Origin of the sequence: Bacteroides sp. AM44-19, from assembly GCF_003603395.1 — a bacterium.
Classification (GTDB): domain Bacteria; phylum Bacteroidota; class Bacteroidia; order Bacteroidales; family Bacteroidaceae; genus Bacteroides; species Bacteroides uniformis.
Genome location: NZ_QTNB01000001.1, coordinates 974,293 through 998,992, shown reverse-complemented (window position 1 = coordinate 998,992; position 24,700 = coordinate 974,293). Strand labels below are relative to the sequence as shown.

Annotated in this window: 29 protein-coding genes and 1 pseudogene; 17 read left to right on the top strand and 13 right to left on the bottom strand. The window is 47.2% G+C overall.

Annotated features, from left to right (window positions below; genetic code table 11):
- From DW947_RS04525 to metK, 10 genes and pseudogenes are all read left to right on the top strand, one after another.
- A pseudogene (locus DW947_RS04525) lies at positions 1 to 138 on the top strand (conjugative transposon protein TraK); the annotation flags it as partial.
- 6 nt (positions 139 to 144) lie between these two features.
- A complete protein-coding gene (locus DW947_RS04520) occupies positions 145 to 453 on the top strand; it encodes a TraL conjugative transposon family protein (RefSeq protein WP_005809197.1) in 309 nt (102 codons plus the stop codon).
- Positions 434 to 1,852, top strand: coding sequence for a conjugative transposon protein TraM (gene traM, locus DW947_RS04515; protein WP_005809196.1), 1,419 nt, complete (start codon positions 434 to 436; stop codon positions 1,850 to 1,852). The genes DW947_RS04520 and traM overlap by 20 nt, the downstream gene beginning before the upstream one ends.
- Positions 1,853 to 1,906: 54 nt before the next feature.
- A complete protein-coding gene (gene traN / locus DW947_RS04510; RefSeq protein ID WP_005809194.1) occupies positions 1,907 to 2,965 on the top strand; it encodes a conjugative transposon protein TraN in 1,059 nt (352 codons plus the stop codon).
- A 2-nt stretch (positions 2,966 to 2,967) separates the two neighbouring features.
- Entirely contained in the window at positions 2,968 to 3,543 is a 576-nt protein-coding gene (locus tag DW947_RS04505) for a conjugal transfer protein TraO (RefSeq protein WP_005809192.1), read from the top strand.
- Positions 3,544 to 3,551: 8 nt separating this feature from the next.
- Complete coding sequence (locus DW947_RS04500; RefSeq protein ID WP_005809191.1) at positions 3,552 to 4,442, top strand: toprim domain-containing protein; 891 nt, start codon at positions 3,552 to 3,554, stop codon at positions 4,440 to 4,442.
- Positions 4,443 to 4,453: 11 nt separating this feature from the next.
- The gene (locus DW947_RS04495) at positions 4,454 to 4,960 is read left to right on the top strand and encodes a DUF3872 domain-containing protein (protein WP_119958453.1); all 507 of its coding nucleotides are present in this window, start codon (positions 4,454 to 4,456) and stop codon (positions 4,958 to 4,960) included.
- A complete protein-coding gene (locus DW947_RS04490; protein WP_005809187.1) occupies positions 4,957 to 5,484 on the top strand; it encodes a glycoside hydrolase family protein in 528 nt (175 codons plus the stop codon). The genes DW947_RS04495 and DW947_RS04490 overlap by 4 nt, the downstream gene beginning before the upstream one ends.
- 160 nt (positions 5,485 to 5,644) lie before the next feature.
- The gene (locus tag DW947_RS04485; protein ID WP_005809185.1) at positions 5,645 to 6,436 is read left to right on the top strand and encodes a hypothetical protein; all 792 of its coding nucleotides are present in this window, start codon (positions 5,645 to 5,647) and stop codon (positions 6,434 to 6,436) included.
- Positions 6,423 to 7,481, top strand: coding sequence for a methionine adenosyltransferase (metK, locus tag DW947_RS04480; protein WP_005809183.1), 1,059 nt, complete (start codon positions 6,423 to 6,425; stop codon positions 7,479 to 7,481). Before DW947_RS04485 ends, metK begins: the two co-directional genes overlap by 14 nt.
- A 102-nt stretch (positions 7,482 to 7,583) precedes the next feature.
- Here metK and DW947_RS04475 read toward each other — a convergent pair whose 3' ends face one another.
- The 8 genes from DW947_RS04475 to DW947_RS04440 are packed head-to-tail and all read right to left on the bottom strand — an operon-like array spanning position 7,584 to position 11,008.
- On the bottom strand, positions 7,584 to 7,892 hold the full coding sequence (locus DW947_RS04475; RefSeq protein ID WP_008645427.1) for a hypothetical protein: 309 nt from the start codon (positions 7,890 to 7,892) through the stop codon (positions 7,584 to 7,586).
- Positions 7,893 to 7,945: 53 nt separating this feature from the next.
- On the bottom strand, positions 7,946 to 8,251 hold the full coding sequence (locus DW947_RS04470; RefSeq protein WP_080594362.1) for a DUF6956 domain-containing protein: 306 nt from the start codon (positions 8,249 to 8,251) through the stop codon (positions 7,946 to 7,948).
- A complete protein-coding gene (locus DW947_RS04465) occupies positions 8,191 to 8,421 on the bottom strand; it encodes a DUF3873 domain-containing protein (RefSeq protein WP_005809176.1) in 231 nt (76 codons plus the stop codon). The genes DW947_RS04470 and DW947_RS04465 overlap by 61 nt, the downstream gene beginning before the upstream one ends.
- A gap of 21 nt (positions 8,422 to 8,442) precedes the next feature.
- Complete coding sequence (locus tag DW947_RS04460) at positions 8,443 to 8,700, bottom strand: hypothetical protein (protein WP_005809172.1); 258 nt, start codon at positions 8,698 to 8,700, stop codon at positions 8,443 to 8,445.
- Between the two features lie 24 nt (positions 8,701 to 8,724).
- Positions 8,725 to 10,008, bottom strand: coding sequence for a PcfJ domain-containing protein (locus DW947_RS04455; protein WP_036872219.1), 1,284 nt, complete (start codon positions 10,006 to 10,008; stop codon positions 8,725 to 8,727).
- Positions 10,005 to 10,433: a PcfK-like family protein gene (locus DW947_RS04450; RefSeq protein WP_005809166.1), complete on the bottom strand. Its 429-nt coding sequence runs from the start codon at positions 10,431 to 10,433 to the stop codon at positions 10,005 to 10,007. Before DW947_RS04450 ends, DW947_RS04455 begins: the two co-directional genes overlap by 4 nt.
- A gap of 16 nt (positions 10,434 to 10,449) precedes the next feature.
- Complete coding sequence (locus DW947_RS04445; RefSeq protein ID WP_005809164.1) at positions 10,450 to 10,665, bottom strand: hypothetical protein; 216 nt, start codon at positions 10,663 to 10,665, stop codon at positions 10,450 to 10,452.
- Positions 10,666 to 10,672: 7 nt separating this feature from the next.
- On the bottom strand, positions 10,673 to 11,008 hold the full coding sequence (locus DW947_RS04440) for a hypothetical protein (RefSeq protein ID WP_005809162.1): 336 nt from the start codon (positions 11,006 to 11,008) through the stop codon (positions 10,673 to 10,675).
- A 450-nt stretch (positions 11,009 to 11,458) separates the two neighbouring features.
- Between DW947_RS04440 and DW947_RS21715 the strand changes: the two genes are divergently transcribed.
- The 3 genes from DW947_RS21715 (at position 11,459) to DW947_RS04420 (ending at position 13,045) form a co-directional block, all read left to right on the top strand.
- Positions 11,459 to 11,620, top strand: coding sequence for a hypothetical protein (locus DW947_RS21715; RefSeq protein ID WP_180949186.1), 162 nt, complete (start codon positions 11,459 to 11,461; stop codon positions 11,618 to 11,620).
- A gap of 477 nt (positions 11,621 to 12,097) precedes the next feature.
- Complete coding sequence (locus tag DW947_RS21520) at positions 12,098 to 12,256, top strand: hypothetical protein (protein ID WP_008663974.1); 159 nt, start codon at positions 12,098 to 12,100, stop codon at positions 12,254 to 12,256.
- Between the two features lie 48 nt (positions 12,257 to 12,304).
- A complete protein-coding gene (locus DW947_RS04420; RefSeq protein ID WP_057281738.1) occupies positions 12,305 to 13,045 on the top strand; it encodes an EFR1 family ferrodoxin in 741 nt (246 codons plus the stop codon).
- 1 nt (position 13,046) lies between these two features.
- On the opposite strand, the gene DW947_RS04415 is transcribed toward DW947_RS04420, so the two are convergent.
- The 4 genes from DW947_RS04415 to DW947_RS04400 all read right to left on the bottom strand — a co-directional run bounded on the left by DW947_RS04415 (position 13,047) and on the right by DW947_RS04400 (position 18,180).
- A complete protein-coding gene (locus DW947_RS04415) occupies positions 13,047 to 13,751 on the bottom strand; it encodes a LytR/AlgR family response regulator transcription factor (protein ID WP_057098180.1) in 705 nt (234 codons plus the stop codon).
- Complete coding sequence (locus DW947_RS04410; RefSeq protein WP_057281739.1) at positions 13,720 to 14,772, bottom strand: sensor histidine kinase; 1,053 nt, start codon at positions 14,770 to 14,772, stop codon at positions 13,720 to 13,722. Before DW947_RS04410 ends, DW947_RS04415 begins: the two co-directional genes overlap by 32 nt.
- Before the next feature lie 19 nt (positions 14,773 to 14,791).
- Positions 14,792 to 17,233, bottom strand: coding sequence for an outer membrane beta-barrel family protein (locus tag DW947_RS04405; protein WP_158589292.1), 2,442 nt, complete (start codon positions 17,231 to 17,233; stop codon positions 14,792 to 14,794).
- 95 nt (positions 17,234 to 17,328) lie between these two features.
- Positions 17,329 to 18,180 carry a bile acid:sodium symporter family protein gene (locus DW947_RS04400; RefSeq protein WP_022401580.1) on the bottom strand — a complete coding sequence of 284 codons (852 nt, stop codon included), beginning with the start codon at positions 18,178 to 18,180 and terminating at the stop codon, positions 17,329 to 17,331.
- Between the two features lie 182 nt (positions 18,181 to 18,362).
- Between DW947_RS04400 and DW947_RS04395 the strand changes: the two genes are divergently transcribed.
- The 4 genes from DW947_RS04395 to DW947_RS04380 all read left to right on the top strand — a co-directional run bounded on the left by DW947_RS04395 (position 18,363) and on the right by DW947_RS04380 (position 21,959).
- A complete protein-coding gene (locus DW947_RS04395; protein ID WP_004290132.1) occupies positions 18,363 to 18,635 on the top strand; it encodes a co-chaperone GroES in 273 nt (90 codons plus the stop codon).
- 37 nt (positions 18,636 to 18,672) lie between these two features.
- Positions 18,673 to 20,310 (top strand): chaperonin GroEL, encoded by a 1,638-nt coding sequence (gene groL, locus DW947_RS04390; protein ID WP_016273163.1) that lies wholly within the window; start codon positions 18,673 to 18,675, stop codon positions 20,308 to 20,310.
- Between the two features lie 254 nt (positions 20,311 to 20,564).
- Positions 20,565 to 20,783, top strand: coding sequence for a winged helix-turn-helix domain-containing protein (locus DW947_RS04385; RefSeq protein WP_016273164.1), 219 nt, complete (start codon positions 20,565 to 20,567; stop codon positions 20,781 to 20,783).
- Positions 20,784 to 20,939: 156 nt separating this feature from the next.
- On the top strand, positions 20,940 to 21,959 hold the full coding sequence (locus DW947_RS04380; RefSeq protein WP_119958459.1) for a threonine aldolase family protein: 1,020 nt from the start codon (positions 20,940 to 20,942) through the stop codon (positions 21,957 to 21,959).
- Positions 21,960 to 22,130: 171 nt separating this feature from the next.
- On the opposite strand, the gene DW947_RS04375 is transcribed toward DW947_RS04380, so the two are convergent.
- Entirely contained in the window at positions 22,131 to 24,641 is a 2,511-nt protein-coding gene (locus tag DW947_RS04375) for a glycoside hydrolase family 9 protein (protein WP_057252843.1), read from the bottom strand.
- Between the last annotated feature and the right edge of the window lie 59 nt (positions 24,642 to 24,700).

Genomic DNA, 24,700 nt, shown 5'->3' with positions numbered 1-24,700 from the left:
AGCAACGTCACCGAGCGCAGCCTCGTGACCACGTGCCGCCTCTTGAACTCGTCCCGTTCGGACGACAATCCCAACGGTTTCACCATCGAGGGATTCACCATCATCGAGAACAAGGATTTACAAACCATCAAAAGGTAAACGGATATGAAGAAAATCAGAAAATCATTTTGGCGTGCGTACTGGAGGATCCACGACAAAAAGAAAATGCTGGTGGCAAGGCTCAAAGGCTATCTGGACGGTTTGCCCCCGAAGACACGCAAACGCATCGTGCTGGCGATGCTCGCCGCTTTCGCGGTGCTTGCCCTCTACACCTTCGGCAAAGCCGTCTATGACATCGGCAGGAATGACGGCAGCCGGATAGCAACAGACCATGCCGGACAGGTGGAACTGTCCGTAAAGCCGGACAACAATCATAATGTAATACTTTATTTATATGGAACAGACGAAGAATGAACCTAAAAACGAGAACAAGGCGGCTCCCGACAACGGGAAACCGAAGAACCGACGCCAAGCCGAGAGCCATCAAGCCTGCTTGAATGGCCAAGGCGCGAAGGAGGAAGGCAAAGCCAAGGAGCGCAAGCCGCTGACCGAAGCCCAAAGGCTGAAACGTCAGAAAATGATAGTGCTGCCCGCTATGGTGCTGGTATTCATCGGGGCGATGTGGCTGATATTCGCCCCATCTTCCGACAAGGAGCAGCAACCGGGGACGGGAGGTTACAACATCGAAATGCCCGACGCAGACAAGGCGAACCGTCAGATTATCGGCGACAAGGCGAAAGCATACGAACAGGGGGCGATGGAGGAACGGCAGGAGAACCGCAGCCGCGCCATGCAGGAACTGGGCGATATGTTCGACCGCGAGGTGGCGGAAACGGACAGCGGCAGGGACTTCGACCTTGCCAATCCCGGAGGAACGGAAGAGAACGTGAAGTCCGCACCGAAGACCATCCAATCCTCCGCAGCCGCCTACCGCGACCTCAATGCCACGCTCGGCAACTTCTATGAGCAACCGAAGAACGACAATGCGGAAATGGATGAACTGTTGGAGCGTATCGCCTCGCTGGAATCGGAATTGGAAAGCGAGAAAGGCAAGGTGTCCGCTATGGATGACCAAGTGGCACTCATGGAGAAGTCCTATGAACTGGCGGCAAAGTACATGGGCGGACAGAACGGCACACAGCCACCTGTCGGACAGGCGGCAGAGCCTTGCCCCGTGCAGAAAACCGGAAAGAACACGGCTGCACCTGTCAGGCTGGTGGCGCATCAGGTTGTATCCTCGCTCTCACAGCCGATGAGCAACGCCGAGTTTGTCGCCTCCTTCTCGCAAGAGCGTAACCGCAGTTTCAATACGGCGGTGGGCGTCACGACCGTATCGGACAAAAACACCATATCGGCGTGCGTTTATGGGGCGCAGAGTGTGACGGACGGGCAGGCTGTCAAGCTCCGTCTGTTGGAGCCGATGGCGGTAGCGGACAAAATCATCCCCCGTAATGCGGTGGTGGTAGGCACGGCAAAGATTCAGGGCGAACGGCTTGATATTGAAATCACGTCGCTGGAATATGCTGGTACGATTATCCCGGTAGAGCTGGAGGTGTATGACACGGACGGGCAGCCCGGTATCTTCATTCCGAACTCTATGGAAATGAATGCCGTTAGGGAGGTTGCCGCCAACATGGGCGGATCGCTGGGCAGCAGCATCAATATATCCACCAACGCAGGGGCACAGCTCGCCTCCGACTTGGGCAAGGGGCTGATACAAGGCACGAGCCAGTATATCGCCAAGAAGATGCGTACCGTCAAAGTGCATCTGAAAGCCGGGTACAAGGTCATGCTCTATCAGGACAGAAATTGAAAACAGAAAAAGCAACAACAATCCAATTTTTATTTACCACTAAAATCCAAAGTAATGAGAAAAGTAATCATCATGTTTGCCCTCGCTATGGGCATCGTAACTGCCAACGCGCAGGAGAACGTAACCGTTGGAACGGACAATGGAAGTGAACCGACGAACGAAGCGAGAGCAGAGGCAAGCTCGCTTGACTATGCCTTGCAAGGAGGAGGAAGGCAAAGCCAACAACCGACCTTGACAAAGGAGGTCTATCCGCAGAAGGAGGCGGACGGCGATCTGTATCACGGGCTGACAAAGAAGCTGACCTTCGACCGCATGGTTCCCCCGCACGGTTTGGAAGTGACCTACGACAAGACCGTCCACGTCATTTTCCCCTCGGAAGTGCGTTATGTCGATTTAGGCTCGCCCGACCTGATTGCGGGCAAAGCCGACGGAGCGGAGAACGTCATCCGCGTGAAAGCTACCGTGAGGAACTTCCCGAACGAAACCAATATGTCCGTTATAACGGAGGACGGTAGTTTCTATACCTTCAACGTGAAATATGCAGCCGAACCGCTGCTGCTCAACGTGGAGATGTGCGACTTCATCCATGACGGCGAGAAGGTAAACCGCCCGAACAACGCGCAGGAAATCTATCTGAAGGAACTGGGTAGCGAAAGCCCGATGCTGGTGCGCCTTATCATGAAGTCCATCCACAAGCAGAACAAGCGCGAGGTGAAGCACATCGGCTGCAAGCGATTCGGCATCCAGTACCTGCTTAAAGGTATCTACACGCATAACGGTTTGCTCTATTTCCATACGGAGATAAAGAACCAGAGCAACGTGCCTTTCGATGTGGACTACGTCACATGGAAAATCGTGGACAAGAAGGTGGCGAAGCGTACCGCCGTGCAGGAGCAGATCATCTTGCCGCTCCGTGCGCAGAATTACGCCACGCTCGTGCCGGGCAAGAAGAGCGAGCGCACGGTATTCACGATGGCGAAGTTCACCATCCCCGATGACAAATGCATCGTGGTGGAACTCAACGAGAAGAACGGAGGTCGCCACCAGTCTTTCGTGATTGAAAACGAGGACTTGGTACGTGCCAATACCATCAACGAACTTCAAGTGCGCTGACCATGAGAAAGTACATCGCAATAATCATCGCGTCGCTTGCCCTGTGTACGGGGCAAGCGCACGCCCAGCGATGCCTGCCGAAGATGCAGGGCATCGAGGTCAGGGCGAATATGGCGGACGGCTTCAATCCCGGCGGCAACGACGGCGGATACAGTTTCGGGGCGGCTCTTTCCACCTACACGAAAAAGGGGAACAAATGGGTGTTCGGTGGCGAATACCTGTTGAAGAACAACCCTTACAAGGACGGGAAAATACCCGTGGCGCAGTTCACGGCGGAGGGCGGATACTACTTCAAAATACTTTCCGATGCCCGAAAAATCGTGTTCGTCTATGCAGGGGCTTCGGCTCTTGCCGGATATGAATCAGTGAACTGGGGCGAGAAGGTGCTGCATGACGGCTCCACGCTCCATGACCGGGACGCCTTCATCTACGGTGGTGCGCTGACGCTCGATATGGAGCTTTACGTGGCTGACCGTATTGCTCTGCTTGCCAATCTCCGGGAGCGTTGCCTGTGGGGTGGCGACACGAGGAAGTTTCATACGCAGTGGGGCGTGGGCATCAAGTTTATCATTAACTAACGCACTGCATGGAACGGACGGAAATCGACGCCATGAGGCAGATACCCCTTGCGGACTTCCTCGCACGGTTAGGACATGAGCCTGTCCGAAGAAGCGGCAACGAGTTGTGGTATCGTGCGCCATACCGCAATGAGCGCACGCCCTCTTTCCGTGTGAACGTGGCAAAACAGCTTTGGTACGACTTCGGAACGGGCAAGGGCGGTGACATCTTCACGCTTGCCGGGGAGTTTATCGGAAGCAACGACTTCATGGAACAAGTGAAGTTCATAGCGGAAACCGCCAATATGCCTATGCCTGTTCCCGAAGTGAGTAAACCGACTTTCCTGCCTAAACGGTCAGAACCTGCCTTTGAGGGTATGGAAACCGCCCCACTGCTTCATTCTCCACTGACGGACTATCTGGCGGAACGTGGCATCCCTTACGGCATTGCATCCCGGTATTGTTGCCGACTGAATTATAGAGTGCGTGGCAAGCGGTATTTCGCCGTCGGTTTTCCGAACGTAGCGGGCGGCTTTGAAATCCGCAGCCGTTTTTTCAAAGGCAGCGTGCCTCCGAAGGATGTGTCGCTGGTCAAAATGGAAAGTTCTCAGGCTGATGTGTGCAGCGTGTTCGAGGGCTTCATGGACTTTCTTTCCGCCGTCACGCTCGGATTGGAAACGGGCGACTGCCTTGTGCTGAACTCCGTCGCCAATGTGGAAAAGGCTATGAGGTATCTGGACGGTTACGGGCGCATAGACTGTTACCTCGACCGTGACGAAGCCGGACGGCGGACGTTGGAAATGCTGAAAGGACACTATGGGGAACGTGTCTGTGACCGTTCCGCCCTCTATGACGGTTGCAAGGACTTGAACGAGTATCTGCAACTGACAACGAAAAAAGAAATGAACAATAACTTATAAATCAAAAGACAATGAACATACTGAACAACAAGAACAAGAGAATATCAATCTTCAAGGCGTTGGCACTCTGCCTGTTCGCCGCCGTGTCGCTCACGCTTATTTCGTGTGACGACGATATGGACATCCAGCAATCCTATCCTTTCACGGTGGAAACTATGCCTGTGCCGAACAAAGTGACGAAGGGACAGACGGTTGAAATACGCTGTGAGCTGAAAAAGACGGGCGACTTCGCCAATACCCTCTATACTATCCGGTATTTCCAGTTCGAGGGAGAAGGAACGCTGAAAATGGACAACGGTATCACGTTCCTGCCCAATGACCGCTACCTGCTCGAAAACGAGAAGTTCCGGCTGTACTACACGGCGCAAGGTGACGAGGCGCACAACTTCATCGTGGTAGTGGAGGACAATTTCGGCAACTCCTATGAGTTGGAATTTGACTTCAACAACCGAAACGTGAAGGATGACGGGGTTATCACTGTTGTCCCCATCGGGAACTTCAAGCCCCTTACACGATGATGCGTGTATTCATGGCTATCCTCTGTTCGCTTCTGACGGTCTGTTCCGTGTCCGCACGGGACAGCCGCCATGAGGGAACGGACGGGCAGGCGGCTATCTACCGGCTGCCACCATTCGAGAGGGCAGTACGATGCACGAAGTATTTTGAGGGCTGGCATTCGGAAAAACATCACCCGTATGTAGGATATGGACATCGGTTGCAGCCGGGCGAAAGGTATTCGGCACGCACCATGACGAAGCGGCAGGCGGACGCGCTTCTGCGGAAAGACCTGCGGAAGTTCTGCGCGATGTTCCGGCAGTTCGGGAAGGATTCGCTCTTGCTTGCCACGCTCGCCTACAATGTCGGTCCGTACCGTCTGTTGGGAAGCGGAAAGATACCCAAAAGCACGCTGATCCGAAAGTTGGAGGCAGGCGATAGGAACATCTATCGGGAGTATATCGCTTTCTGCAACTACAAGGGTAAACGTCATGCCATGCTGCTCAAACGGAGAAAGGCGGAGTTTGCGCTACTGTATGTACCATAAAAAGTAAGTGTCCGACAACATAAACTCCGATGAAGTTGGGGATGCTTTATCGGAGTTTATGTTATATCAATATTTTAATTGATGGTCAGTACTTGATTTTACAAGTGACTCATTCAAGTAGTTTCGCTTTTTTCATGTAACTTTGCAAAAAATAAAGGATATGGATAGACAATTACCGTATGAGATAAGCTACAAGACGATTGCTTTTTGGCGCAATATCGAAAATGGATTCCTCTGGAGTACATTCATATGTTCAATATTACTCCAAACGTTCCAAATAAATTGTATAAGCCATTCATTAGATTCTATAAAATGGATTGCTAATTTGTTTAATGTTTTGAATTATATTTCTATTATAGGGTATGGTATATTATATATAATCGTAGAAATTATAATGCAACCTATGGCTGCTAATGAAAGACGGAAAGGATTTATCGACAATTCATTAGGCACGAAATTGCTGGAAAAGCCAGTTTTGAATTATTACGATAATGATTCTATTGAGAAAGGACCATATAAAATGTTGGTTAATTGTTATGAGAATTGTTTTTTTACATATAATATCATTAAAGTGATGTTGCCTAAAATGGCAATAAAGAACACAATACTATTTGGTTTGCTTTTGATATTTGCATACTACGGAATAAAAGATAACGTCGTTGCCATACCATTCTTGCAACTATTTTTATCGTCATTGTTCTTAATAGAACTGATATACCACATAGCATTCTTTTTTAGATTAAAGAATTTGTGTGATAAATTCAAACAAATTTTTAGCACACCTAAATCAACTAAAAATAAAACTATTCAGGATGCTATATATATGGTACTTGAATATGAAACGACATTGGCATATAATAAATCTCCGAATAGTAATTCTGTGTACAAAAAACTAAACAATAAATTAACAGAAGAATGGAGCTGTATAAAACAGAATTATGATATTCGATAATTTAGACAAATATACAACAGAAAGTGTATTACAAGGACATCCCGATAAAATATGCGACCAAATAAGTGATGCTCTTTTGGATGCTTTCTTGATGCAAGATTGTAATGCCCATACAGCAATAGAATGCTTGGGAAGTGGTAATAATTTAATTGTTGCTGGAGAAATTAGTACTCAAAATAAAAGGGTTGATATTGAGAAAATTGTCAATGATGTATATCAATCCATAGGCTATTGTGAAAAATTAAACATACTGAACTTTTTGACTTCACAATCAAGACAACTAAATGATGCTGTTATGAACGGTGGAGCTGGCGACCAAGGTATTGTGTATGGTTATGCTATAAACAATCAATATAATTATCTTCCGTATGGTGTATATTTATCTAATTTAATAGCCAAAGAGATTGATACGTATAGAAAGAGCGTAGATTATCTCCTCCCTGATGGGAAAGTACAAGTCACAATTAGCGAAAATAATCTTGAACAATTGATAATCAATGTACAGCATAAGGAGAATATTCATCCAGATTTCATTGAAAATGAAATAAAACAGAAGGTTTTAACTCAACTGATTGATTGTATAAATGTAGATATTCAGATAAATAGGAAATCAAAATTTTATAAAGGTGGGTTTGTTAACGATACAGGATTAACTGGTCGTAAAATAATGATAGACACTTATGGCGGTTTGGTAACACATGGCGGAGGTGCTTTTTCTGGAAAGGATCCGAGCAAAATAGATAGAAGTGCTGCTTACATGGCTCGATTTGTTGCAAAAAACATAGTCGCAAACGGATTAGAAAAAGAATGCAAAATAGCAGTGGCTTATTTGTTTGGAGAAGAACAGCCTACCATGCTAAATGTTTCCACAGACAAAGAATCCAATTCTACAAAATTGAAACAATTTATTCTATCAAAATTCGATTTTAGACCTAATGCAATAATTGAGTTGTTAAAATTAAAGAATCCTATATATCAACCAACTTCTATATACGGACATTTCTCTAATCCTAATTACAATTGGGAACAAATCATATCTTTATAAGACTGGTTTTATCGAAGATTGGCACAGAGGTTTCTTTGCTACTTTCTTTGTCCGCCATCATGCTCACTGAAAGAAAGTAGGGCGGCTTTCGCCGCCCACCTCTCAAAAACGGGTGTAAAGCCCCGTCACCATCGTGAACATTTCCTCCAGCATATCGCAATATATCCCCTCGTGCGTTTCAATGTCCTTCGTCTTACACTCGAATGTCTTTTTACTGAACGTCCTGCGGTAGAAGCGCATATTGTAGAGGTCTGCCCCTGCATCATAGATGATGTCAAGGCGGTTGGCACTCGTCTTGTTCCTCGCAAGGCTCATGCGTAAGCCGTTGCCCATGTCTATGAAGTCTTTGCTTCCCGTCATGGCGGCAAAGCGTCTGCCACCTATCTGCTCCAAAATCGTCTTTGCTATCATATTCATTCTTCTTTGGGTGTTATGTTCGGGCGGTGCGGACACCGCCTAAACGCTCAAAATTCTGTTTTCTCGGCTATTGGTGTGTTCCGTTCCAACCATGTTTTCACACACTCCATATTGTACTCGCTCGTTATGACTGCCGTGTGGCTGTCAATGGCGGTAAACCGACTGCTCTCATAGTCCTCTATCCACCCTTTAAGGGTTTCCACTCCCCACGCTTCGGCATCGTCAAAGATGCCGTCCAATTCCGTGATAGGCTTGCCGAACTTGACTATCAGCGTTTGGTAGCCTGCTTCGTTCATTGCTTGTCCTCCTTTCCTCTTTTTGCCGTCAGCCACTTGTCCCGTGTGGCTCGGCACTCGTCCAACGTGGGTTTCACACAAGAGAACAATTCCCCGTCCGTGTGGCGGTAGTCGTATTGCACAAGTGTCCGCTTGCGTCTGCCGATGCCTGTTTGGAACTTCTCGTATTTCTCTGTCCCTGCTTTCGTGCAGGTGCTTACTCCGTTGATGGTCATCCGTGTACTCATAATCGTTGTTTTTTTAGATGGTTAGAAATGTACTGACAAAACTCTGTTCTGCATCACCATTTCGGGATTGCTTGTGTAGCGTTGGTGCATGTAGAAATGGTGTGAGCCGAAGCCGTAAAGGAAGAACTTGTCAAGTTCGTGCTTCTCGGCAAAGTCCTTGACACTTGCCCTTAACTGCTCCTCACTTTGACAAAAAGTGAGGAGGTTCATAAACTCAAGGAACATCGTGGGAATTTTATCGTCCCACAAGCAAACCATACTTTCAAATCTTACTTCCATATTGTTCTGTATTATAGGTTAATGTTATGCTGCGTTCATCCGCTGACGGATAAGTTCGGTATTGTCCTCCACAAGCCGGATGATGCGGTCATGGTACTCGGTATTGGAATTGCATACCCCTCTGCTCTGTACCACTTTCAGCGTTTTCAGTGACACTTCTATCGTTTCAATCCGTTTGCCGTCAATGGTGGCGGATAGGATAAGGGAGTTTGCCTTGTTATGATAACCGCCCACACAATGGTGCATCATCCGTCCTTCCTCTACCATTTCCTCAACGCTCTCTATGACCTTGATGCAGATAAGGCTGTCAGAGAACACAAGTCCGAAGAAGATGCCTTTGGCTTTCAGATAGTTCTTCTCGTCTTCAATCGCCTTTTGCCGTTGCTGTTCCGTCCGCTCACGCTCCCTTTGCAGGTTGCGTTTTCTCACCAACTTATCGTGTTCCGCTTTGAGGTCGGCAGGGCAGACGTATTTCGGGCTGTTCGTGTCCTTGCCAAAATGACGCAGGAGGTCAATGGTGTCGCACCATACGGAGCCGTCCGAAATGGTGTAACCGTTGCGGATGCAAATCTTGACGGATGCCCAATACCGTCCCATATCAAAGGAACTACGGATATAATGCCGCAACATGGCATATTGCCCTGCTTTCAAGAGTGTTTCGGCTCGGCTGTCGGAAAGGATAGCCGTGAAAAGGTCATACGGCAGTGTGTTGTGATAGTCCCCATTGAAGCCGTTGCGTTTCAGTTCGGGGATGAAACGCTGTCGGGGATAGGTACACATAGGTGCTATATCGTATGCGTGAAGCCTGTTGTTCTTGCGTACCTCCATGTCGCTGTATTCAGACCATTGGTCATAATACAACATTGACATTCCACGCAGTCGGGCAACGGTCGTTGTCTTTCCATCGGGCGAAATCCACCTCTGCACCACTTCATAAATGGAATACTCGGCTGCCTGCCCTGCCTTGTATCGGGACTTGACGAAGAAGAAGCGTATCACTTGGTATTGCTTGCTGGTGGTGACGATGGAGAAGTATTCGTTTTCGCTGAAAACGCTCTTTCGGGTGCGCAACGCTTCCAATGACATACCGCAATGGGGGCAGGTACATCCGCAAAGGGTGTCCGCAAGGTCGTGGTCGCTCTTCCACGAATGTCCGCACTCAGTGCAGATGTTCGTGCCGTCCGCTCTCTTGATTGCGTAATGCTTGAAGCAATGGCGGAAAGCGTATGCCTTTTGCGTGGCGGTCAATCTCGGTAGTCGCTTGCTCAGCCGTGCGACTTCCTGCTGTATCTGTGTTCTCGGTTTCATAAGCCTAAATCAAATAATGAGGGTTGTTGTACTTCTTGGGTGGTCGCTTTGGTGGCGGTTCTCGGCTTGTTGCGGTTCTGCAACTTGCGGACTTCCTCCTCTTGATATTGTCGGAGAGCCTTCTGACGTGCCTCCGCCTTTTCCTCTGTGGTGAGTTCCACCACGTGGTTCACGGCTATCTGACACTGGATAGGCTTGCCCACCTCTATCTCGTTCTCGTCATAGTAGTGTACGGCTTGTCCGTATATCTCCCCGTCCGTGAAGCCGTTGCAACCGCTTTTCTGCACATAGTTCAGAATGTAGGTCACGCAGTCATCTATGTTCTTGGCAGGGTTGCGGTAGTTCTTCGCAAAGAGCGCATCTTCCGCTGCACGTTGCTCCAAATACATCTGTATCGTTCTCTTGAAATGGTCTGTCGTTTTCATATCGCTGTCGGTAAGATTAAAGGGTGAATAACCAAAGGATGAAGCCGAATAAGGCGATTGTGGAGAGGATAGCCACGATTATGCCTATCGCCACTCGGAACACTCCGTTTACTATCTCTCTGACGATGCCCCAAAGGATGCCGGATACCCAAAGGACGATGCGCATGATTAGGGTGCATATCGCAAGCCCTATGTATTGCGCCACTTGTTTGAAGTCTGCCGTTGCTGTCATATCCTCGCTATTTTTCAAGTTCTACAATGTTGTCTATCCTGCCGTATAGGTATCTGCGAAGTCCGGTCTTGTCTGTTGCCTTGTATTCCGTCCAATGTCCGTATTGGCACACGATAAACGTGCGGAGTACATCGGAGAAGTCAAACCTCCAGCCTTGCAGGAGTATTGCGCTCTTGAAATAGGTGTTGCTGTTCACGTTGCGTGTAAGCCAATCCTTTTCCTCTCGGTTCATCTGTCCTCCGTTGTTCAGTTTCTCACGAAGAATGTAAACCTTACTGCCTTTTAGTGCTTCCAATGTTGGCACTTCCCAAGCCACGAATTTTGTTGCCATTGTTGTTCCCATATCCGTTCTGTTTTTGATTTTTTGTTTTTAATGCGGATTCAAGAGCTGAGGGAGTTGAGTTTCAAACTATCTTATCTGCCTCTCGTTTATCCGACATTTTTTTTATGCGTCTTTCTGTCGCATCGGTCGTTTTCGTTTCGGGTGCTTAAAAAGGTAGGGATTAGGGAATGCAAGTTTTTTCGGGAAAAATACTACCCGAAGGGCTGGAGATTTTTCCCGAAAACAGGAGGCTTGACCTTGCTTTCCCGTCAAATCCCGGAGTTACCTTTGCGCCCAGAACGGAAATGACTGCCTGATGCGACTCACTGAAAGGCGCGAAAATGGAGGTAAACGGAAGTAGAGGCAGATTAGACAGAAAACTTCAAAAGAGAAATCCGTGAAAAAAGGAAGTCCCCCCAAAAAAGGACATAGTCGGTAGCGTGAAACCGGGCAAACCACCTGCAAGGAAGTATGGTTTTATCTGTCTGGCCGGACGTGTCGGGGCGGGCAGATAAAATCATTCTTCCCGGTTTGCCAGCTGTGGGTGACGGCTTGTTCCATTTATGGGCAAACGGTCATACACGGCTTTCCGCTTCCGGCTCAAAAGAACAGCGAAAAAGAAAAATCATCTGAAAAACCGTAAAAGCACCTCTTCGGCATAAGCACAAAAGAAATGGGCCTTGCCTCATCAGTCTAAACTGTCGTTTAGGCGTGAGGCAAAGCTCTTTTCTCCGCTTATGCAGTAGTCGGCACACGTTCGTTCAAAATCCTTTTGGGCGATGGTGTGCCGACGAATAAAGCCGCTTTTACGGAAAAACTTGTATGAGATAGAAAAAAATCAGGGAGATTCATATCAAAATCTCCCGTTTTATTGTTACTTTTGCATACGAAGAGTTCTTTGAAGGTTACGCAACGCGCAGAAGAATAATGCAGCAGATAACTAACTAAATCGTAACCTATTACTATCATGAGCGATTAACATATGCTCATTTCCAATAAAATACACTATTTTCGTAACTTCATCTTACAAATATAGGTATTTGTAATAGTGGCGTAGGAAAAATGAAACATCCTGCATTTATCTTTGTACTGACAAAAAAGGAGGTTCTTATGGTTTCTGTTGAGCTTAAGCAAGAAAAACACAATGCCCTCGTCAGTTTCCTGATGATTGTCATAGCGGCATTGTTCCTGCTCTATATGGGCAGTTCATTGGTACATTCTACAAAAGCGTTCTGGGAAAATTATTCCATAGAAGAGTTGCTGGAATAGAAGGAATTCAAGTCAAATCACTACCTTTGTCGGCAAAACATACTGCCGATGATACTTTATTTTACCGCAACCGGAAACTCACGCTGGATTGCAGAATTGCTTGCAGAGGCTATGCATGATACTGCCGTCAGCATTGTTGATTGCCTTAAGCAAGGCTCGATACCCGCAGGGCTGTCGACAGCTGACAGACTGGGTATTGTTTTTCCGGTACACTCATGGTATGCACCCCGTGTCTTGATTGATTTTTTGTCGCAGCTCCGGTTGCCGGACTGCTGTTACCGTTATGCCGTGTGTACATGCGGGGACGATATGGGAAAGGGAATGAACCGCCTGGCGGAACATTTTCCGTTGGATGCAGCCTGGTCTGTTGCAATGCCCAATACCTACGTACCGATGTTCAACTTGGATGATGAGGCGCTTTGCCGTAAGAAGATAGAGAATGCACGGCATGCCATTGCTTCGATTGTGGCGGATGTCATTGCACGGAAAAAGGTTTGGAGTGTGCATGAAGGCGGTGCTGCCTGGTTGAAAACGTATGTAGTGAATCCTTTGTTTGTACGTTTTACCATTGGTACCAAGGGATTTCATGTAGATGAAGGCTGTGTCTCTTGCGGAATATGCAGAAAGTCTTGTCCGGTAGGCAATATCAAGATGGTAGATGGACGTCCGGTGTGGGGAAAGCAGTGCATTCACTGCATGGCGTGCCTGCATGCTTGTCCCCAGGAGGTGATACAGTATGGAAAAACGACACGGAAGAAGGGGCGGTACCGGTTGACCGACTACTTATAGGCTATCGGGATATCAACTTGTCCTTCAATAGGGCATTCAGTACCTCATCGCGTAGGTTGCGGGCTATCGGTATCTTGTGTGTCCCTATGATGAGCATATTCCCTTCTATGGCTTGTACTTTGCTTGTCTGCACAATGTAGGAGCGGTGTACTTGTATAAACAGGTTGTCGGGCAGAAATTCCAATAAACTCTTTAGGGGAGAATAGGTGATTTCCTTTGAGGAGGAAGTATGTATCAATACGTAGTTGCCCATACTTTCTATGAACAGAATATCCTGGATGGTCACCTTCTTGAGCAGTTTGTCTGTCTTTACGAAGAGGTAAGGCTCGGGAGTGGATTCTTGCTCTTTCTGTAGCAGTTCATGCACTCTGTTCACCGCTTTCAAAAAGCGGTCGAAGGGAATGGGCTTGAGCAGATAATCGGTTACATTCAGCTCATATCCTTTCAATGCATACTGCTCGTAGGCTGACGTGATGATGACTTTGGGAGGATTATGGATACCGCTTAGAAAATCAATGCCGTTGATGTAGGGCATTTCTATGTCCATAAACAGCAACTCTGGCTGTTCTTTTTTCAACAGCTCGTTCAGTTGCAGGGCGTTCTCGCATTCTCCTGTCAAAGTCAGGAAATCTGTTTTTTCAATGTAACCGCGCAATCCTTTGCGTGCAATCGGTTCATCGTCGGTTATCACACATTTTATTTTCATAGGGTGTCAGTTCAATGGTGAGTTCTGCAAAGAAAGTGTTTTCTTCGGGACATATCTTTAATAGGTGTCTGCCGGGATATAGAATCTGCAGGCGCTTCTTCATATTTTCAATTCCCAGGCCACTGCTCTTTTTACGGTGGGCGATTGCCGGTTGGTCTACAGAGTTCCATGCTGTAAAAACAAGCTTATTTTCAATAGCTTTCAAGGAAAAGTGAATCCAATAGGCTCCGCTGACATATTTGAAGGCATTTTCTACTAGAGGCTGGAATAGGAGAGGATGAATCTCCTGCGTGTGGAGGTGTTCGTCGTATTCCTCTGTAAGTACAAGTCGTTCACTCATCCGTAATCGCTGAAATTGGATGTATGCTTCCAGATAGTCGAGTTCTTGCTTTACGGTTACTTTCTGCTTGATGTCATACAGTTGATAGCGCAACAGTTCGGAAAGTAGCTCAATGGAGTGCTTGGCCTGCATGTTGGAGTCTTCTATCTGGAAATAGATGGTGTTCAGCGCATTGAAAAGGAAATGCGGATGATATTGGGATTTCAGTAGTTTGAGTTCTGTATCCAATTGCTCGTTTCGGAGCTTTTCCAACAGCAAGCTCTGGTGCTGGTAGTAATTGGATATTTCCTTGTTGCGGATGATTGTATAGTATAGTACGTTGAGGGGAACATAGATAATATTGACTAAGATATAGTCACTTATAGGTTGTCCTAATTCTATGAGTCCTAACACGTAGGTGATTGATAGGGTAACGTTGGTCGTTATGAACAGTCCGAGTGTTATGTACGAATACTCTTTGCCTATGGATATTTCTTTTCTGAATATGTATTTATGAAAGATGTTCCGGAGGCAGTAATCCACTATATAGCAAAGTAATATGGTCAAGAGCAGGGCACGTAGCTGGTTGTTGAAGTCAGGCCACCACTCGGTTCCCCGCGAAGGGTCCGTTGCCAGCCTCAGGAAATAGAACTCAATTACTCCTAGGATTAGGGGAGATACCCAACGTAGGAAATGCTTCATTCGGAATTGTTTTAACTGGTTACAAATTTATTCGTTTACTTTCACTTATACTACTTTTAGGGGTAAATTCTTTCGGTGTCTCTCCTTTGTGGAAGCGGAAAGAAAAGCCTACGCCCAGTTTCATTCGCATTTTCTCTTGATACCATCCTTGCTGGGTGGTGCTGAATACATCTATGTGTATGTGGCGTGAGGAGAATAGGTTCTCGGCAAAGAGGCGTAATGTCCCCCGGCCACCGAACATACTTTTGCTGATTCCCCCGGATACGGACCACGTGGGGGAGATGATTGCTTGTCCCTGGGGTGTCTTTCCGTTCCAATAGCCGTTCAGCTCGGCTGTCCATCCTTGGGGCAGATGCAGTTGGTGGCCTATGTAGAGCATGGGGGTAAACTTTTTGTTCCGGTATTCGTCCCCATCCATTTGCCAGGCATACTTCCGGTAGATGAGGAGCAGGTTTGTATTAATCTGCCACCACGGGAACGGTTTCAGGTTGGCGGCACTCAGCCGTATACCTGCTGAATAGTCGGAAGAAAGATTCATGGGCAGTACCAATATGCGTTTGTTTTCTTCGGCCATGTAACTTTTAGTTATGGGATGCCGGGTATAGGAAGCCAAGAGACTCATCCGATAGCGGCTCTTCAGGATATAGGAGAATTCGGTGTTATGGGCAAGTTCCGGTTCCAGGCGGGTATTGCCTTGTTCATACAGATAATTGTCGTTAATGGTGACAAACGGGTTCAGGTCCCGGTATTGCGGACGTACAATCCGTTTGCTGTACAGAAAGGAGAGCTGGTGCATATCCTTCCACTGGTATTGCATTTGCAGAAAGGGGAAGATATGGGTGTAGTGATTGGTGAAGGAAGAGTCTGCACGCAGGGTGTTTCCTGCCAGTTCTCCTTTTATATTGGTATTTTCTACACGTATCCCTGTTTCTATCTTCCAGGATTTTCCGAAAGATGTATTCAACGCTATATATCCGGCGTTGATATTCTCATTGTAGATGAAGTGATTGTTCAGTGACAGTATTTCTTGCCAGTTGTCATATTCTTTATTACAATAGGTGGCGGAGTTGTCGATAGATACAAAGGTAGTCTTGCCACCGATACCCAATGTCGTTTTCTCAGAGAGTGGTACAACAAGGTTCGTTTGTCCGCAATAGATTTGAATATCCCCTTCCATGTCTCCCTTGAGTAGGTTGTTCCTATATATTCCCGAGGATTCTATGAGCGAGAAACTACTTTGCTGGTCCTGCTTGTTGGCGTTGCCGAACAATTGGAAATCAAAGGAAGCATCCCATTTCAGTTTGTTGGGAGATTGATAGCCGGTACTGATTCCGCCAATCAGGTTGTGCTGGCTTGCTCTCAGGCGGTTCCGGGTGATGGAGGAGGAATCTGGAACTGCTGTGAGTGAATAGAAATCCGAGCCCAGCTTTTCTTTTCCCCGCCGGCAGATCCAGCTCCCGTTGAGATAGCCGTTCAGGTTGGTATGCGGAGTCAGCTCATAGTCGGCTGCAATCCTGAAGTTATGTGATTTATACGCGTAGGTACGATAGGCTTGCTGCCCCATATGAAAATCAAGGATTTGTTGGGTAGTCAAGTCTATGTACTCACGGGACATGGTGGTTTCGTTAAGGTCGATTCCCTCATAATAGGCATAATCGGTATATAGGTTGAACTTGTTCTTGCGCAGGTTTAGATAAATGTTGCCATAACCGGAACCGTAGATGTACGCCTGATTGTAACCGGCATTCCCGCCGGTAATCAGTCCTTTTATATTTATCCTTTTTATTTCAATGTTTATCACTCCCGTTTTTCCGGCTGCATCGAGATGGGAGGACGGATTGTTTATCAGTTCTATTTTCTCCACTGTCGACGCCGGGATACTTCGCAAGTAGTTTATCAGCGTTTCTCCGCTCAGATAGGTTGTCTTTCCATTCATCAGTACGTTGATGCCTCCTTGTCCGTCCAACAGAATATTGCCGTTGCTTTGAATTTGCACGCCTGGCATCTGTCTCAATGCGTCGTACAGATTGCCTTGTGTACCCGAGATGGTAGCCGAGAGGTTGTAGACCGTTTTCCCGGCCTTCATCTCTACCGGTACTTTTTGTGCAGTAACGGTGATGCCGGACAATGCATAGGAATCTTCCTCCATAAGAATCCTACTCAGTTTGGCGGTTTCTGTGTCGGTGATACTGAAAGGGATATAGCGAGTTTTGTACCCTACGGCTGATGTCTTTAACAGATAACTGCCGTTATGCCGCAGGGGTAGGGTGAAGTGACCTTGTTCTCTGGTGACAGTGCCTTGTACAAAGGAAGAATCCTTTGCATCCAGTCCCACTACGGTAGCTCCTTCTATGGGTAGTTGCTTACTGTCGGTTATTTCACCTTGTACCGCTTGTGCTTGAAGTATGGAGAAGGGCAACAGTAATCCCCACAAAAGAATCGGAATTTGTTTCATCATCATATCCATTTGTTTTCTGCACGAAAGTAGATATGAAGAGGGCGTTAATCAAATAAAAAGGATGAATGGCAGGAAATCCGTGATGAACGGTTGGTTTCTTATCTTCGTTTTACTATTCCCACGTAAACCAGCAGAATGACGTTCATCATCAGTGCGTAGATAATAGCAGGTATTGCAATGATGTCATTGTTGAATACAAACGGACTACTGGCAACAGCAATTGCTTGTGCGGCATTCTGCATACCGATTTCTATAATGAGTGTACGTTGTTCTTTCCGGTTGAGGCGCATGGACTTCGATAGCACTACGCCGCCTCCCATAGCCAGCAGGATAAGAATGGAGATGCAGAGGCCCAGTTTGCCGAATTGGCCGGTGATGGTAGCATGATGCTGTATGAAGAAGATGGTTGCCAGCAGGATAAGTGCGGGAAAGGCTGTCTTGGACAATATCTTATGAATCCTTTCTGCCATTTGCGGACGGTAGCGCTTCGTGAATATGCCGGCTACAATGGGAAGAAGCATCAGAACCAGGTTCTGCATGATAAGGCTTCCTACGGGGAGATGGATATCTATGTCCAGATTGCTGTCTACAAAGTGTGTGGCGAATTCCATAATCACGGGGATAGTGAACAGCGTAATAATGCTGCTGCATGCCGTCAGTGACACGGACAATGCTACGTCTCCTTTGGCTATCATGGAGAAGATGTTGGATGAGCTGCCGCCTGGCGAGCAGGCTATGAGTATGATGCCGATAAAGAACAGAGGTTCGAGCTGGAAGACATGTCCTAAAGCAAATGCCAGCATCGGCAGTAGGATGATTTGGCCTACCAGCCCGGCAATAATGGGGCGGGGGCGTTTGCGGAACAGTTGAAAGTCTTCGGTTTGTAATGTCAGTCCCAGTTCAAACATCAATAAGGTAAGAATGGGGAGGACTATCCATATTGCATTCATAAGTCAAATCATTTTGGAGGCTGCAAAGATAGCAAATCTTGTTTATACTTTGTCATTTTGTCAGTCTTTGTCTGCCAAACAAACAGCTTGTCGGTTTGGCACGGTTTTCGTAAGTTGTTTATTGCTTGTTTAAAGCAAAATTACTATTATAATAAATGTATAACATATAAAACAAAAAGACTATGAACATTAAACCATTAGCAGACAGAGTGCTGATACTCCCTGCACCTGCAGAAGAAAAGACAATTGGCGGTATCATTATTCCTGATACAGCGAAAGAGAAACCTTTGAAAGGTGAAGTTATTGCAGTAGGCAACGGAACAAAAGACGAAGAAATGGTGTTGAAGGTTGGTGACACAGTGTTGTATGGCAAGTATGCTGGTACTGAACTGGAAGTTGAAGGAACCAAGTATCTCATCATGCGTCAAAGCGATGTGCTCGCTGTTTTGGGATAATTTTTAATTAGTAAACCGTTAAATAGTAAATAAAATTATGGCAAAAGAAATATTATTCAATATCGATGCCCGCGACCAATTGAAGAAAGGTATCGACACACTGGCAAATGCAGTGAAAGTAACCCTCGGCCCTAAAGGTCGTAACGTTATCATCGAAAAGAAATTCGGTGCTCCCCACATCACGAAAGATGGTGTAACGGTAGCGAAAGAAGTTGAGTTGGCAGACGCATATCAGAATACCGGCGCACAGTTGGTAAAGGAAGTTGCTTCCAAGACCGGTGATGATGCAGGTGATGGTACTACAACCGCTACTGTTTTGGCTCAGGCCATCGTAGCCGAAGGCTTGAAGAACGTGACTGCTGGTGCCAGCCCGATGGATATCAAACGCGGTATCGACAAGGCTGTTGCCAAAGTGGTTGATTCTATCAAAGGACAGGCAGAGAAAGTGGGTGACAACTATGACAAGATTGAACAAGTTGCTTCTGTTTCTGCCAACAATGACCCCGTTATCGGTAAGCTGATTGCAGACGCTATGCGCAAAGTTTCCAAAGACGGTGTCATCACTATCGAAGAGGCCAAGGGTACTGATACTACTATCGGTGTGGTTGAAGGTATGCAGTTCGATCGTGGCTACCTCTCTGCTTACTTCGTTACCAACACGGAGAAGATGGAGTGCGAAATGGAGAAACCGTACATCCTGATTTATGATAAGAAGATTTCCAACTTGAAAGATTTCCTGCCCATTCTTGAACCGGCAGTACAGACTGGTCGTCCTTTGCTGGTTATTGCAGAAGATGTGGATAGCGAAGCGCTGACAACTTTGGTTGTAAACCGTCTGCGTTCTCAGTTGAAGATTTGTGCAGTGAAGGCTCCGGGCTTCGGTGACCGTCGCAAGGAAATGTTGGAAGATATTGCAGTGCTGACCGGTGGTGTTGTCATCAGCGAGGAAAAAGGTCTGAAGTTGGAACAAGCTACTATCGAAATGCTGGGTACTGCCGACAAGGTAACTGTCTCCAAGGATAATACAACCATTGTAAACGGTGCCGGTGACAAAGAAAACATCAAGGAACGTTGCGAGCAAATCAAGGCTCAGATTGTATCTACGAAATCTGATTATGACAAGGAAAAACTGCAGGAACGTCTGGCCAAGTTGTCTGGCGGTGTAGCTGTTCTTTATGTAGGTGCTGCTTCTGAGGTTGAAATGAAGGAAAAGAAAGACCGTGTAGACGATGCGCTTCGTGCTACCCGTGCCGCTATCGAAGAAGGTATTGTTCCAGGTGGTGGTGTAGCCTATATCCGTGCATTGGATGCTCTGGAAGGCTTTAAGGGTGACAATGTAGATGAAACAACCGGTATTGACATCATCAAACGTGCTATTGAAGAACCGTTGCGCCAGATTGTTGCCAACGCTGGTAAAGAAGGTGCTGTTGTTGTACAGAAAGTGCGTGAAGGCAAGGCAGACTTTGGTTACAATGCCCGTACAGATGTTTATGAAAACCTGCATGCAGCTGGTGTGGTAGATCCTGCCAAGGTTACTCGTGTGGCTCTTGAGAATGCCGCTTCTATTGCAGGCATGTTCTTGACTACAGAATGTGTAATCGTAGAGAAGAAAGAGGATAAGCCCGAAATGCCGATGGGTGCTCCCGGAATGGGCGGCATGGGTGGAATGATGTAAGACTTTTCCCCTGATTGCTTAATCAAATAGAAGAACCGCAGTGTCTTTTTGATAGATACTGCGGTTTTTTTGTTTCATTTTCCTTCTTGATTATCAATAAAAAGAGTGTAATATTACAAAAGTGTTGCAAAAACGGTTCATTTTTATATCTTTTGTTCGTTTTTGTTGTTAGTTAAATAAAAAATCATATCTTTACCCTTTGTAAAGATAACCTAATCAACAAGAGCTATTAACCTTTTTAATTAAAGAGAAAAATGAACAAAAGCGAAATTGGACTAAATGCTGGGAAAGTTTGGCAGTTGCTTAGCGATTATACCAGATGGAGCTACGATTCTTTAAAGAGGAAGTCCGGACTGAAGGACAAGGAATTGGGAGCCGCATTGGGGTGGCTTGCCCGTGAGGACAAGATTGAAATTCATCAGGAAGAAGATGAACTTTATGTTTCACTAGGGGTAAATGTTTATATCGGATAAAGGGAACCGAGTGAATGGATTGATTGAGGGGCACAGATTTCATAGTGCGGAAGCATTTTCTGCCGGGGGGATGAAATCTGTGCTCCTTTGTTTTTTCATGTTGCAGAATATTCTTTCCTTTGCACATTCTTTTCAATGAACAAAAACAGAAAGATTATGAGAAGTTTTGCTTCAGACAATAATTCAGGCGTACATCCGTTGGTAATGGAGGCACTGAACCGGGCCAACAGTGACCATGCTGTCGGTTATGGGGATGACCCTTGGACAGAAGAGGCTGTCCGTAAAATAAGGGAAGCGTTTACGCCGGATTGCGAACCGTTGTTCGTATTCAATGGTACGGGCAGTAATGCGGTGGCTTTGCAGCTGTGTACCCGCCCTTATAATTCCATTATTTGTGCGGAGACCGCACATATCTATGTCGATGAATGCGGTGCGCCTGCCCGCATGACAGGTTGTCAGATTCGTCCCATAGCTACCCCTGACGGCAAGCTGACGCCCGATTTAGTCCGTCCTTATTTGTGCCATTTCGGCGAGCAGCATCATTCGCAGCCCGGAGCCATTTATATTTCGCAATGTTCGGAGCTGGGCACTGTCTATAAGCCGGACGAGTTGCGGGCTTTGACGGATTTGGCCCATCGGCATGGCATGTATGTCCATATGGACGGAGCCCGTCTGGCCAATGCTTGTGTAGCCTTGAATCTTGGCTTTAGGGAGCTGACAGTGGATTGCGGAATAGATATTCTGAGCTTCGGCGGTACGAAAAATGGACTGATGTTGGGAGAAAGCGTGGTTGTCTTTAACCCAGCCTTGAAGAAGGAAGCTTATTTTGTGCGCAAGCAGTCGGCACAGCTCGCATCCAAGCTCCGCTATCTGTCCTGCCAGTTCACTGCCTACCTGACAGACAGCCTTTGGTTGAAAAATGCCGCGCATGCCAATCGTATGGCAAAGATTCTTTACGACGGATTGAAGGAATTGCCAGGTGCGCATTTTACGCAGAAGGTGGAAAGTAACCAGCTTTTCCTTACGATGCCCCGTCCGGTGATTGACGAGCTGTTGAAGGAGTATTTCTTCTACTTCTGGGATGAGGTCATCCACGAAATCCGTTTTGTAACCTCTTTTGATACTACGGAAGAAGATATCGAGCAATTGCTGCAATCGGTAAAAAGGCTTCTCTGAAATATATAAAAGCTCCTAACCTTCACAGGCTGGGAGCTTACTTCGAAACTTTCCCCTCTTGGGGGTAGGGGAAGGTTTACTGAAAACAAACCGATTGAATATTTACCTTAAATACCTTTGCACGATAACCTTTTTAACTAACCTTTTCAATAAATCCTTGTTAGAGTATGCTTATATACCGACAGCCTCGCGGACCGGTACAAAAGTGTAGCCTTTTCGTTTCAGCGTCTTAATCATCTTGTCCAGATAGCCATTATAGAACTTGTCTGTGCGGCGGTCGTCCGTTCCGAAGTGTATCAGCATTAGGTGTCCGTTCAGACCTTCTTTCTTTTCCACCTCCATAATCTTGTTGTAGATGAATTTGCTGCTCCGGTACTTCTGTCCCATGTCCGGAGTGGTGTAGTCGGCATTGCTCATGGTACCAGGGGTATAGTTGATGACTTGAATACCCATATTCTTTGCCCAGGCAGATATTTCCTTGTTATAGTATTCGTAAGGAGGAATATAGACGGGAGCGTCTTTGTATTCGATACTTGCCTTGCGGAGGGTCTCGTAGCTTTTCATCATATCGTTCTCAAACTCTTCGCGGGTGACCAGCAGAGAATCACGGTCTTCCCAAGGCATGTACAACAGATGTCCGTAACTGTGGCTGCCTACAAAATGCCCTTCGTCGAGCAGGCGTTTCACTACATCGGGATAGAGTTCATAGAACTCTCCGGTAAAGAAGAAGCCACCTTTGATGCCATGCTTCTTCAAGGTACTGATGATGGCATCGGCACCGTCTGCTTTGTCGGCGGCAGTGAATACGAGGGTGATTTGCTTTTTTGAGGGATCGGTGCGGATAATGCCTCCGTCCACATATACATTCTTGTCATTTGGGATACCGGCTTGCTTCATTCCATCCTTCTGCATGGCAGAGAGGTAGTACGTGAGGCAGGCGGTTCCATCCATGGTAGGCTCATTGGTGGAATAGTCGTGGATGGCGTCGTGATATACCATCAGGTCTGGCTGGAAGCGTTCGTAGTCTTGTCCGGGAGTTCCGGGAATTCCCGTCATATTGACACCGCGCAGGCTTTCGAAGATGGTACGATAGACAGGACCGTCCACCAGTCCGCCGGTAGTATTGCCCACGCCTGCATTCAGCAGTGAGGAGTGGGGTTGCGAGGGATAGTCTCCGTAAAGGGGAAGTTCCACAATCATGCTGGTTCCCCAAGGGTTACAGCCGAACAGCCAGTCGCGCAGGGAGGCTTCCATTTCGGCGTATGTGTCATCGCCGGTGGTTTCACGGTACAGCCGGCATTGGGTTAGCATGGCGGTAGTCAGATTGTTGGAACACCAGATGTAGGGTATACCGTGCAGGAAGGGGCTTTCTACCGCTTTCTCGTACGTGCGTTCAATGCCCGTACGCATGTTGCGGATGAATTCCTTGCTGATGCGGCTGTTGTCCACTTTGGCAAGATGGTAGTGCCCCATGTTTATGAACGGATACCATTGGTAGTGGCGTGCACTGTCGGCGCCCATCCAAGGAGTCACCGGTTCGCGACGTCCGTATTCAAGGGCTTGGGCCAGGTATTTGTTGTCGCCGGTGGCTTTGTACAGTTCCATGGCTCCCAGTTCCATATCGTCCACCCAGTTGTCCTCTTCGTAAATGTAGGGAGACAAGACAGAGGCAGTCTGGCATGCTCCCGGTTTCTTTACGCCTTCCTGATAGGCGGCATCGGCCTTGGCTTCGATTTCTGCTGCAAATTTAGGATAGTAGTCTTTCAGTATCTTGGCGCCTAAAGCGAAGCAGGAGGCAAACTTGCCGGCAGTGCTTGCCACTCCGGTCGTTGCATTCTTGAACTCTCCACGTACTTGCGGTTCGCCACTGCAAAAGTAAACGGGGCGTCCTTTACCCGGTCCGTAGCCGTAATCCACCAGGTCTTTGTTAGGTAGGCGCATTCCGGCATGGTCACGGTCGTCGGCTATCTGGTTGTACAGCTCGCCCGGAGCAGGATTCATCCGGTTCAGCCAGTCCAGTCCCCACTTGATTTCGTCCACGATGTCGGGAATGCCGTTGGCTCCCGGATGTCCGGCTGCATCATAGGCGTCACCGAATGATTCCGGATTTTCTTGATAGGCAAACATCATCTGGTAGATGGCATTGGCGGAGGTGGTGGTGTATTGCAGATAGTCCGTAGCATCGTGCCAGCCTCCGCGGACGTCTATATGTTGTCCGGTTTTGGTGGGATGATAGACGATGTAGCCGTCGTGCACGTGGCAGCTGTCTTTCAGGAACGGATTATAGCCGCAGCGTTGCTGCCGCATGTAGTGCAGCAGGTAGTCTGCGGTACCGTTGTAGACTTGTGCATTGATGGGGAAACGGGGGGAGACCGCTTTGCCTGCTTTCAGATAATACGTGCCCGGTTCTGTGAAATCACTGAAGTTCAACCGGTAGGTACTCTTCATGCCTCCCATCTTGCCGGTGGCCTTGGTTGTGTTGAAGGTACGCACCACCTTTCCGGTGAAAGCGTCAATCAATGAATAATTTTCTACGTTTGTTCCTTCCTCGCTCATGAATACAGCGACTTTGACGGATTGCGGCAAATAGCCGAGTTGGTTGATTCTGATCCATTCGCCTGCTTTGCCCGGCAGGGCTACGAGAGCGAATATTACCGTTAGGAGCCAATAATTACTTTTCATAATGGGGGTTTTTAATCTAAGGTTGGGGATTATATATAAAACAAATTTTCCTTATTACA